General features: G+C 59.3%; 9 protein-coding genes and 1 pseudogene. 9 read left to right on the top strand and 1 reads right to left on the bottom strand.

What is annotated here, in order from left to right:
- From D8V06_RS27250 to D8V06_RS27200, 9 genes and pseudogenes are all read left to right on the top strand, one after another.
- Positions 1 to 116: pseudogene (locus D8V06_RS27250) on the top strand (allantoinase); the annotation flags it as partial.
- The gene (uraD, locus tag D8V06_RS27245; protein ID WP_056853841.1) at positions 113 to 628 is read left to right on the top strand and encodes a 2-oxo-4-hydroxy-4-carboxy-5-ureidoimidazoline decarboxylase; all 516 of its coding nucleotides are present in this window, start codon (positions 113 to 115) and stop codon (positions 626 to 628) included. The pseudogene D8V06_RS27250 and the gene uraD, both read left to right, overlap by 4 nt.
- An 88-nt stretch (positions 629 to 716) precedes the next feature.
- A complete protein-coding gene (gene alc, locus D8V06_RS27240) occupies positions 717 to 1,712 on the top strand; it encodes an allantoicase (RefSeq protein ID WP_056853842.1) in 996 nt (331 codons plus the stop codon).
- A gap of 137 nt (positions 1,713 to 1,849) precedes the next feature.
- Complete coding sequence (locus D8V06_RS27230) at positions 1,850 to 2,353, top strand: ureidoglycolate lyase (RefSeq protein WP_056853843.1); 504 nt, start codon at positions 1,850 to 1,852, stop codon at positions 2,351 to 2,353.
- Between the two features lie 51 nt (positions 2,354 to 2,404).
- Entirely contained in the window at positions 2,405 to 3,709 is a 1,305-nt protein-coding gene (locus D8V06_RS27225) for a urate hydroxylase PuuD (RefSeq protein ID WP_130932176.1), read from the top strand.
- Positions 3,710 to 3,890: 181 nt separating this feature from the next.
- Entirely contained in the window at positions 3,891 to 5,243 is a 1,353-nt protein-coding gene (locus tag D8V06_RS27215; protein ID WP_130932175.1) for a nucleobase:cation symporter-2 family protein, read from the top strand.
- Between the two features lie 193 nt (positions 5,244 to 5,436).
- Entirely contained in the window at positions 5,437 to 6,222 is a 786-nt protein-coding gene (locus D8V06_RS27210) for an outer membrane protein OmpK (RefSeq protein WP_130932174.1), read from the top strand.
- 1 nt (position 6,223) lies between these two features.
- Entirely contained in the window at positions 6,224 to 6,601 is a 378-nt protein-coding gene (locus D8V06_RS27205) for a hypothetical protein (RefSeq protein WP_130932173.1), read from the top strand.
- Complete coding sequence (locus tag D8V06_RS27200) at positions 6,598 to 7,383, top strand: outer membrane protein OmpK (protein WP_130932172.1); 786 nt, start codon at positions 6,598 to 6,600, stop codon at positions 7,381 to 7,383. Before D8V06_RS27205 ends, D8V06_RS27200 begins: the two co-directional genes overlap by 4 nt.
- Before the next feature lie 132 nt (positions 7,384 to 7,515).
- Here the strand turns inward: D8V06_RS27200 and D8V06_RS27195 are convergent, their stop codons facing one another.
- Positions 7,516 to 8,685 (bottom strand): patatin-like phospholipase family protein, encoded by a 1,170-nt coding sequence (locus D8V06_RS27195; RefSeq protein ID WP_130932171.1) that lies wholly within the window; start codon positions 8,683 to 8,685, stop codon positions 7,516 to 7,518.
- Positions 8,686 to 8,698 lie beyond the last annotated feature (13 nt).

Below are 8,698 nucleotides of genomic sequence, written 5' to 3'. Positions count from 1 at the left end.
CGCTCAAGCGCTTTATCGAATACGCTAAAAGTCATGAACAGGTGTGGTTCAGCCGCCGCGTCGACATCGCGCGTCACTGGCAAGCAACCCACCCGTACCAAGGGGCCGCGAAATGAGCGCCTTTCAAACAGTGAAACCATCGACCTTGAGCCGCGACGCCTTCGTCAAAGCCTTCGCCGACATCTACGAACATTCGCCATGGGTGGCCGAGAAGGCCTTCGACCTGGGCCAGGACGCCTCGATCGACGAGATCGAAACCCTGCACCAGCGCATGAGCGACATCCTGTTGAGTGCCGATCAGCAAAGCCAACTGGCCCTGATCAACGCTCACCCGGACCTGGCCGGCAAAGCCGCCGTCCAGGGCCAACTGACCGAAGCCAGCACCAATGAACAGGCTGGCGCCGGTATTCACCAATGCACGGCCGAAGAGTTCCAGCGCTTCACCGAGCTGAACGACGCCTACAAGGCCAAGTTCAAGTTTCCCTTCATCATGGCGGTAAAAGGCAGCAACCGGCATCAGATCCTCGCGGCGTTCGAAACGCGCATTCACAACTCGGCAGACACCGAATTCAAATGCGCGCTGGCGGAGATCAACAAGATCGCCCTGTTCCGATTACTGACCCTATAGCAAGCCTGGCCCGAGTACTTTCAAACGCAAACAGTACCCAGGGCCTTGCAAGCATCCCAAGCCAACTTATTAAAGGCAGACAAGAAGAATGAAAGCTTACGCCGTACCTTTCGAGAAGTTCGTCAACCTGGCCGACGCCCGCCTGGGCACCAAAATCATCTCGGTCACCGATGACTGGTTCGCAGACGCCAACCGTCTGTTCCAACCGACCCCGGCCGTTTGGAAGGAGGGCGTGTTCGATGACAACGGCAAGTGGATGGACGGCTGGGAGTCGCGCCGCAAGCGCTTTGAAGGCTACGACAGCGCTGTGATCCGCCTGGGCGTACCGGGATCGATCAAGGGCGTCGACATCGACACTTCATTCTTCACCGGCAACTTCCCGCCGTCGGCCTCCCTGGAAGCCTGCTTCCTGGCCGAAGGCGAGCCGAACGAAAACACCCAGTGGACCGAAGTGCTGTCCGCCGTCGAACTGCAAGGCAATAGCCACCACTACCACGAAATCAGCAACGACCAGGCGTTCAGCCACCTGCGCTTCAACATCTACCCGGATGGTGGTGTTGCCCGTCTGCGCGTCTATGGCATTCCGTTCCGCGACTGGTCCGCTGTCGGCGACAACGAGCAAGTCGACCTGGCAGCCGCCCTCAACGGTGGCCGCGCCCTCGCCTGCTCCGATGAACACTTCGGCCGCATGAGCAACATCCTCAACCCGGGCCGTGGCATCAACATGGGCGATGGCTGGGAAACCGCACGTCGTCGCACCCCGGGCAATGACTGGGTGATCGTCGCGCTGGGTCACCCGGGCGAGATCGAGAAAATCATCGTCGACACCCTGCACTTCAAAGGCAACTACCCGGACAGCTGCTCGATCCAGGGCGCGTTCGTCAAGGGCGGTACCGACAGCCAGATCGAAACCCAGTCGCTGTTCTGGCGCGAACTGCTGCCAAGCCAGAAGCTGGAAATGCACGCCGAACACACCTTCGCCGAGCAGATCAAGGCACTGGGCCCAATCACCCACATCCGCCTGAACGTGTTCCCGGACGGTGGCGTCAGCCGCCTGCGCGTATTGGGCAAGGTTGCGAAGTAAGCGCTGAACCTGTGGCGAGGGAGCTTGCTCCCGCTGGGCTGCGAAGCGGCCCCAAAAAAGGGACTGCTGCGCAGTCCAGCGGGAGCAAGCTCCCTCGCCACAATAATCAACACAGAATTCAAGGTAAGAAGACCAGCATGCGCACATTGACGATTGAACCGCTGACCAAAGAAGCCTTCGCTCCTTTCGGTGACGTGATCGAAACCGACGGCAGCGATCACTTCATGATCAACAACGGTTCGACTATGCGCTTCCATAAACTGGCGACGGTGGAAACCGCTACGCCGGAGGACAAAGCGATCATCAGCATTTTCCGCGCCGACGCGCAGGACATGCCGCTGACCGTCAGCATGCTGGAGCGCCATCCGCTGGGCAGCCAGGCTTTCATTCCGCTGCTCGGCAACCCCTTTCTGATCGTGGTCGCGCCAGTTGGCGATGAACCTGTATCAGGCTTGGTCCGCGCCTTCGTCACCAACGGCAGGCAGGGCATTAATTACCATCGCGGCGTCTGGCACCACCCGGTGCTGACGATCGAAAAGCGGGATGACTTCCTGGTGGTTGATCGCAGTGGCACAGGCAATAACTGCGATGAGCATTTTTTCAAAGAGGATGAGCGTTTGATCCTCGCCCCCCACCAATAAGAGAAGGTCTGATCACTCGACAACAAGAGTGACAGGCGAGAGGTAAAGACTGTGGAAGCACATCTGTTGGAATGGCTGAACCTGAGCGTGCGCTGGGTTCATATGATTACTGGTGTGGCCTGGATCGGCGCATCGTTCTACTTCGTCTGGCTGGAAAACAACCTCAATCGGGTCAACCCGAAAAGCGGTCTGGCCGGTGATTTGTGGGCGATCCACGGCGGCGGTATCTACCACCTGGAAAAATACAAACTGGCTCCACCGACCATGCCGGACAACCTGCACTGGTTCAAATGGGAAGCCTACTTCACCTGGATGTCGGGTATCGCGCTGCTGTGCGTGGTGTTCTACTCCAACCCGACGCTCTACCTGCTGGCTCCGGGCAGCACCCTGAGCGGTCCTGAAGGCGTGGCCATCGGCATCGGCTCGCTGTTCATCGGCTGGTTCGTCTACTCCTTCCTTTGCGACTCGGCCCTGGGCAAACGCCCTGCCCTGCTCGGCTTCATCCTGTTCGTCCTGATCATCGGCGCGGCCTATGGCTTCAGCAAGGTGTTCAGCGGTCGTGGTGCGTACCTGCACGTCGGCGCGATCATCGGCACCATCATGGTCGGCAACGTGTTCCGCATCATCATGCCGGCGCAACGCGCACTGGTGGCGGCCATCGCCGAGAATCGCACGCCGGACCCGGCGCTGCCAGCCAAAGGCTTGCTGCGTTCGCGCCACAACAACTACTTCACCTTGCCCGTGCTGTTCATCATGATCAGCAACCACTTCCCGAGCACCTACGGCAGCCAGTACAACTGGCTGATTCTGGCCGGGATCGCGGTGCTGGCGGTGTTGGTGCGTCACTACTTCAACACCCGTCACGACAGCCACAAATTTGCCTGGACCCTGCCGGTGGCAGCGGTGGGCATGATTTGCCTGGCGTACGTGTCCGGTCCGAAGCCGATGTCCAGCGCCCCCGAAGTAGCCAAGGCCCCTGCTGCCATTGAATACCAGCCATTGCCGGAAACTGCAGTGGGTGGTGGTTTGAAACCGGCCGAAACCAAACCCGCAGAAACGCCTGCCGCCGCCCCGGCGCAAGCGACCAACGCCGGTCCGAGCTTTGACAAAGTGCACAGTGTGATTCAGGAACGCTGCTCGGTCTGCCACTCGGCCAAACCGACCAGCCCACTGTTCAGCGCTGCCCCGGGCGGAGTGATGTTCGACACCCCCGAGCAGATCCGCCAGAACGCCGCGCGGATCCAGGCTCAAGCCGTCGCCACTCAGATCATGCCACTGGGCAACATCACTCAGATGACTCAGCAGGAACGTGACCTGATCGGCGCCTGGATTGTGCAGGGAGCTCCGACCAACTAAGCAACACAAAAGCCTGTGACAAGCGGGCTTTTGTGGCAAGGGATGCTCCCGCTGGGACGCGAAGCGGCCCCCTCTCTATCTGAAAAGAAGGGGACTGCTGCGCAGTCCAGCGGGAGCAAGCTCCCTCGCCACAGGTCTGCCTTACAAAAATCACAAGAATAAAAAAGATCCGAGGTGTTGCATGTCCGAGCTCTCCAAAGCACGCATCCCCGACGCACCCGCCATTCAGCGATTGCCCCTATTGCAACTGATTCTGGTCGGTCTGCAACATGTTCTGCTGATGTACGGTGGCGCCATCGCGGTGCCGCTGATCATCGGACAGGCCGCTGGCCTGAGTCGTGAAGAAATCGCCTTCCTGATCAACGCCGACCTGCTGGTCGCCGGCATCGCCACCATCGTTCAATCTCTTGGTATCGGCCCCATGGGCATCCGCATGCCGGTGATGATGGGCGCCAGTTTTGCCGCTGTCGGCAGCATGGTCGCCATGGCCGGCATGCCTGGCATCGGCATGCAAGGCATCTTCGGTGCGACCATCGCTGCCGGCTTCTTCGGCATGCTCATCGCCCCGTTCATGTCCAAGGTCGTGCGCTTCTTCCCGCCTCTGGTGACCGGTACGGTCATCACCTCGATCGGTTTGTCGCTGTTCCCCGTGGCCGTGAACTGGGCCGGCGGCGGTGCCAGCGCCAGCCAATTCGGCTCACCGATTTACCTGATCATCGCCGCGCTGGTGCTGGGTACCATTTTGCTGGTGCACCGCTTCATGCGCGGTTTCTGGGTCAACATTTCCGTGCTGATCGGCATGTGCCTGGGCTACGTGCTCTGTGGCGTGCTCGGCCTGGTCGACCTCAGCGGCATGGCCCAAGCGCCATGGCTGCAATTCGTCACCCCGCTGCACTTCGGCATGCCGAAGTTCGAACTCGCGCCGATCCTTTCGATGTGCCTTGTCGTGGTAATCATTTTCGTCGAGTCCACCGGGATGTTCCTCGCGCTGGGCAAAATTACCGGCCAGGAAGTCTGCCCGCGAATGCTGCGCCGCGGCTTGTTGTGTGATGCCGGCGCGTCGTTTTTCGCAGGCTTTTTCAACACCTTCACTCACTCGTCCTTCGCCCAGAACATCGGCCTGGTGCAGATGACCGGCGTACGCTGCCGTTCGGTGACCATCGTCGCCGGCGGCTTGTTGATCGTCTTGAGCCTGCTGCCCAAGGCCGCATTCCTGGTGGCGTCGATTCCGCCAGCGGTATTGGGTGGCGCGGCGATTGCGATGTTCGGCATGGTTGCCGCCACGGGCATCAAGATTCTTCAGGAGGCCGACATCGGTGACCGTCGCAATCAGTTGCTGGTAGCGGTGAGCATCGGCATGGGCCTGATCCCGGTGGTCCGTCCGGAATTTTTTGCCCACCTTCCGCTGTGGATGAGCCCGATCACCCACAGCGGTATCGCCATGGCCACCCTCAGCGCGCTCACGCTGAACCTGTTGTTCAACATTCTTGGCGGCGCCGAGCGCGCGGCCATCAACGACTGCCACGCCCACTAAGACAGAAACGCCGCCCCTGTAGGAGCGAGCCTGCTCCGGGCGGCGTTCCGACGATGGACCCGAGAACACCGCGTTATCCAGATAACACGCGTAATCGTTGACGACCATCGTCGGAACGCCGCCCGGAGCAGTCTCGCTCTTACAGGGTAGGGGTTTGCTGCGCCTTGAAAATAACAACAAGAGGGAGCAACAGATGATTCGGACTACAACCAACCTGCTGTTGGGTGCTGGCCTGCTGGCTGCTAGCCAGGCCATGGCCGGCGATTTGCTGCTGTGGCAGACCAACAGCCTGAGCTATCTGTACGGCAAGGACTTCGCGGTCAACCCGTCGATCCAGCAGACGATAACCTTCGAGCACGCCGACCGCTGGAAGTACGGCGATAACTTCATGTTCATCGACAGCACTTACTACAACGGCGAGAAGGACCGCAACAAAGGCGTCCACGCCTATTACGGCGAGTTCAGTCCGCGTTTGTCCCTCGGCAAAATCCTCGACCGCCGTTTCGAATTCGGCCCGATCAAGGACGTGCTGCTGGCCATGACCTACGAGAATGGTGAAGACGACACCGAGGCCTACCTGATCGGCCCCGGCTTCGACCTCGCGATCCCCGGCTTCAATTTTTTCACCCTGAACTTCTATAACCGCCACACCGAAGGTTCGCGCCCCGGCGACGATGTCTGGCAGATCACCCCGGCCTGGTCCTATACCGTGCCGTTGGGCAATTCAAGCCTGTTGATCGACGGCTACATCGACTGGGTTGTGGATAACGATCAGAACTCGCGCGGCACCTACCACGCCAACGTGCATTTCAATCCGCAGATCAAATACGACCTGGGCAAAGCCCTGGGCTGGCGGGAGAAACAGGTGTATGTCGGCGCCGAGTACAGCTACTGGAAAGACAAGTACGGCATCGAAAACACCGCCAGCTTCGACACCAATGAGAACACCACCAGCCTGCTGGTGAAGGTGCATTTCTGAAATGACCCGCAACCGTGCCCCACACCTGTCGTCGGTGCGCTGTTGCGGGGCACTTGAGACCTGGCCAAGGAGTCAGTATTCTCCGCGGCCGCCTGAATCCGCTTTAAAAAAAAGCCCGGATTTAATTCCTGACCAGAAAGCCAACTTATCCCGGCGCTGGACGGTATCAAGGCATCCCCATACCCCTCTCAATCGACTGTTTTTGAGCAGCCGAGCGGGAGTTTTTTTGCTTTTCGAATGCCTTGGCGCAGCTCTTGCTAACAGCATGAAAGCTGACCGATTGGATGAATATTTACCGCAACGAAAAAAGGCGCCACACCAGAGCGCCGACTTTAAAAAAAATACGTGGAACACCTACTTTTTGGGAGCAACCGAATGAAACGTACGTGCACTAGCCTGATGCTGGCGGGATCCATGCTGGCGGGGGGACAGGCGATGGCGGGCGATCTGCTGCAATGGCAGAACAACAGCCTGACTTATTTGTATGGCAAAGACTTCCAGGTCAACCCGCGCATTCAGCAAACGGTGACCTTCGAACACGCCGACGGCTGGAAATACGGCGATAACTTCTTCTTTATCGACAAAATTTTCTACAACGGCAAGGAAGACGGCTTCGCCGGTGAAAACACCCATTACGGCGAACTCAGCCCACGGCTGTCGTTCAACAAGATCTTCGACCAGAAAGTCGAATTCGGCCCGATCAAAGACGTGCTGTTGGCCATGACCTACGAGTTCGGTGAAAACGACACCGAGTCCTACCTGATCGGTCCGGGTTTCGATCTGGCCATTCCGGGCTTTGATTATTTCCAACTGAACTTCTACAACCGCCACACTGAAGGCAGTCGCGCGGGGGATGACGTGTGGCAAGTCTCGCCAGTCTGGTCGTACACAGTCCCGGTCGGCGACTCAGACATCCTGATCGATGGTTTCATGGACTGGGTGGTCGACAACGACGTCAACGACAAAGGCGAATATCACGCCAACCTGCACTTCAATCCACAGATCAAATACGACCTGGGCAAGGCACTGAGCCTGGGCGAGAAGCAGTTGTACGTCGGTGTCGAGTATGACTACTGGAAGAACAAGTACGGGATTGAAGACAGCCAGGGCTTCAAGACCGATCAGAGCGTGACCAGTTTCCTGGTCAAGGTTCACTTCTGATCCTTCGGCGTCTGTAAGCACGCCTTCGCGGGCAAGCCACGCTCCTACAGGTTTTTGTGTCGCTCATATAATTGGCGGACGCCACAAAACCTGCAGGAGCGTGGCTTGCCCGCGAAGGTCGCACCGCCAATCTCAAGCCGAAACAGATTGCGTCAACCCAAGAAACCGGCTCAACTCTTCGCGCTTGGCCAACGCATCCCGCCGCCCCAGATCAATCAATTCGCTGCAATACCCCGCCTCGAACAGCAGATAACTCAACACCCCCGCGCCACTGGTCTTGGTCGCTCCCGGTCCGCGCAGAAACAGCCGCAATGCCGCGGGCAGTTCTTGGCGATGGCGTGCAGCAATCTCGTCGATCGGCTGACTCGGTGAAATCACCAATACATCAACAGGCGCCACGCCCAAGGTGCGCGTCGGCGTACCGTCGGGCATGAGGTGGCTGAACTGATTCAAGCGGCGCAACAACTCGATATCGCTTTCCAGGCTGTCGATGAACGTACTGTTGAGCATATGCCCACCGATTTGCGCCAGCGTCGGTTGCTGGCCGGTGTAGACACGTTGCAACGGATGCTCGGGGTCGACGCCTCGCGGGTTGCCGCTGACGCCCACCACCAGCACACGATTGGCGCCCAGGTGCAGCGCCGGGCTGATCGGTGCTGACTGCCGCACCGCGCCATCGCCGAAATATTCCTCGCCGATTTTCACCGGGGCGAACAGCAGTGGAATGGCTGAACTGGCCAGCAGGTGATCAACGGACAATTGCGCAGGAACGCCGATCCGGCGATGACGCAACCAGGCTTCGATTGTGCCGCCGCCCTGGTAAAACGTCACGGCCTGCCCCGACTCGTAACCGAATGCCGTCACCGCCACCGCCTTCAACTGCTTTTGTGCGATGGATTCGGCGATGCCGGTCATCTGCAACTTGTCGTTGAGCAAACGGCGCAGCGGCGAGCTGTCAAGCAGCGCAACCGGCACCTGAGCACCGAGCCCCAGCAAACTGTGGCTGACAAAGCGGCTGGCCTGATGGATGACGCCTGGCCAGTCGCTGCGCAGCACCAGGCGACTGCGAAAGCCCTGCCAGAAGACAGTCAAGCGTTCGATGGCAGCGCGAAAATCCGTGGCGCCGCTGGCCAGGCTGACTGCATTGATCGCCCCGGCCGAGGTGCCGACAATCACCGGAAACGGATTGTCCGCACCCAGGGGCAAAAGCTCGGCAATTGCCGCCAGCACGCCCACCTGATAGGCCGCCCGCGCCCCGCCACCGGAAAGAATCAAACCAGTTACCGGTTCAGCAGGACTCATTGCAACACTCCAT

Source organism: Pseudomonas sp. Sample_24 (assembly GCF_004307605.1).
Lineage (GTDB): Bacteria > Pseudomonadota > Gammaproteobacteria > Pseudomonadales > Pseudomonadaceae > Aquipseudomonas.
Note: the sequence above shows the minus strand (reverse complement) of the source record. Positions and strands in the feature narration are given on the sequence as shown.

Bases quoted from the DNA above. Each gene is read 5' to 3' on its own strand.
- D8V06_RS27200 (WP_130932172.1), top strand. From the start codon at position 6,598: ATGAAACGTACGTGCACTAGCCTGATGCTGGCGGGATCCATGCTGGCG.
- D8V06_RS27205 (WP_130932173.1), top strand. From the start codon at position 6,224: ATGACCCGCAACCGTGCCCCACACCTGTCGTCGGTGCGCTGTTGCGGG.
- D8V06_RS27215 (WP_130932175.1), top strand. From the start codon at position 3,891: ATGTCCGAGCTCTCCAAAGCACGCATCCCCGACGCACCCGCCATTCAG.
- D8V06_RS27210 (WP_130932174.1), top strand. From the start codon at position 5,437: ATGATTCGGACTACAACCAACCTGCTGTTGGGTGCTGGCCTGCTGGCT.
- D8V06_RS27230 (WP_056853843.1), top strand. From the start codon at position 1,850: ATGCGCACATTGACGATTGAACCGCTGACCAAAGAAGCCTTCGCTCCT.
- uraD (WP_056853841.1), top strand. From the start codon at position 113: ATGAGCGCCTTTCAAACAGTGAAACCATCGACCTTGAGCCGCGACGCC.
- D8V06_RS27195 (WP_130932171.1), bottom strand. From the start codon at position 8,685: ATGAGTCCTGCTGAACCGGTAACTGGTTTGATTCTTTCCGGTGGCGGG.
- alc (WP_056853842.1), top strand. From the start codon at position 717: ATGAAAGCTTACGCCGTACCTTTCGAGAAGTTCGTCAACCTGGCCGAC.